The organism is Campylobacter sp. BCW_6463 (genome assembly GCF_001762785.1).
Taxonomy (GTDB): Bacteria; Campylobacterota; Campylobacteria; order Campylobacterales; family Campylobacteraceae; genus Campylobacter_D; species Campylobacter_D jejuni.
On record NZ_MJXL01000027.1, the window covers coordinates 1 to 1,481 of the forward strand.

Annotated in this window: 1 protein-coding gene; it reads right to left on the minus strand. The window is 23.6% G+C overall.

Annotated elements, in window-relative coordinates; all coding sequences use genetic code 11:
* Positions 1-1,472, minus strand: a 1,472-nt coding sequence (locus AJ884_RS02505; protein WP_070286403.1) for a glycosyltransferase family 2 protein, incomplete at its 3' end; no start/stop codon positions are given.
* Positions 1,473-1,481 lie beyond the last annotated feature (9 nt).

A 1,481-nucleotide genomic window follows, 5' to 3' on the forward strand; every position in this document is an offset into this window, starting at 1 on the left:
AAACCACCTTTATGCCAAGTTTTAAAAGATTCTAATAAAATTTTTCCTAGTTTATAAGATAAGTGTTCTTTATACTTTAAAGCTTCTTGGTAATCTGGATAATTTTCTAAAGGGGGTAATTTTAAAGTTGGATCTTTTTTTATTTTTTGATGATATATTTTTTGATCTTGTTTGTAATTTAAAAATGTTGATAACAAATATATTGGCATAAATAGAATGCCAATAATACTTTTAGAATTAATAATCATAGTTTGACCCAATTTATAACAAAGCTGGTTTTGAATTCTTTGTTTAGCTGTGCCATATAAATTGGTGTTAAACTGATATTTATTATCTTTAAATTTATTATTTACAAAAAAATTAATAATATCTATCTTATCTTTTATGGCCCAAGGATCTTGATTCAACTTTATATTCTCAAATAAAATATCCTTATAAGAGAATAAAAAGAAACGAATTTTTTCTAAATTTTCCTTATTTTTAAATTTATTTACATACATTAACAACAATACAAATGTCATACATGTCCAACTATGTAACTTTATGTATTCTCTTGCATCATATGGGTCTAAAAAATCATTGGATAAAATTCTAAAAAATGGTGCTAAATTTTCAAAACTTAAATTATTATCATGACACATTATACTATTAGCTCTTATTCTATTATTATAAAGCTTTTTGTCAAGAACATATAATTTCTTAGCATTTAAAAACAATAAGGTTCCAAATAAATTATCTTCATATAAAACTCCATCAAGAAATTTGAGTTTTAATGTTTTTAAATAAGCAAAATCAATCATTTCCATAACAGCTATCCAAATGGAAGTTATATTATTTTTACGGCATTCATCAAACCATGTATTTCCATTAATTTGCTTATTTTTAATATTACAGTTAAAACATTCCATAAATGTTTTAGAAGTTGGATAAATTGTTTTAATTTCATAATCAAACGCTTTATTATCAAACCAAACCACTTCAACACCATCCATTCTAGGAACACATTCTTCTATACAATTTAATTCCCAATAATCATCAGAATCTAAAAAGATAATATAATCAATATCAGGAGCTTTAAAATTTAAAAGTTCATCTTTATTTTTAAAGAAATTTGAACTTTTATATATTTTATAAATATTATAAGGATTATCTTTATTGTCTAGTTTAAAATCTACTAAGGAGTTTTCTTTTAATTCTTGGGTAATGTTTTTAAAATCATATTCTTTACTAAAGAATTCTATGCCTACATTACGAGCTGAAGATAAACCCCCATTTTCCTTATCAAAAAGTATAAATCTTTCATCTTTTAAAGTATATTCTTTGGCTATATTGAGTGAGTTTTCATCTGTGCTACCATCATTTACAAGTACAACTTGTAAATTTTTATAAGTTTGATTAACAACACTATCTAAACATTCTCTTAAATATTTTTCTACATTATAGATTGGGATAACTACGCCTACGGTTTTCATTGTTTTTTC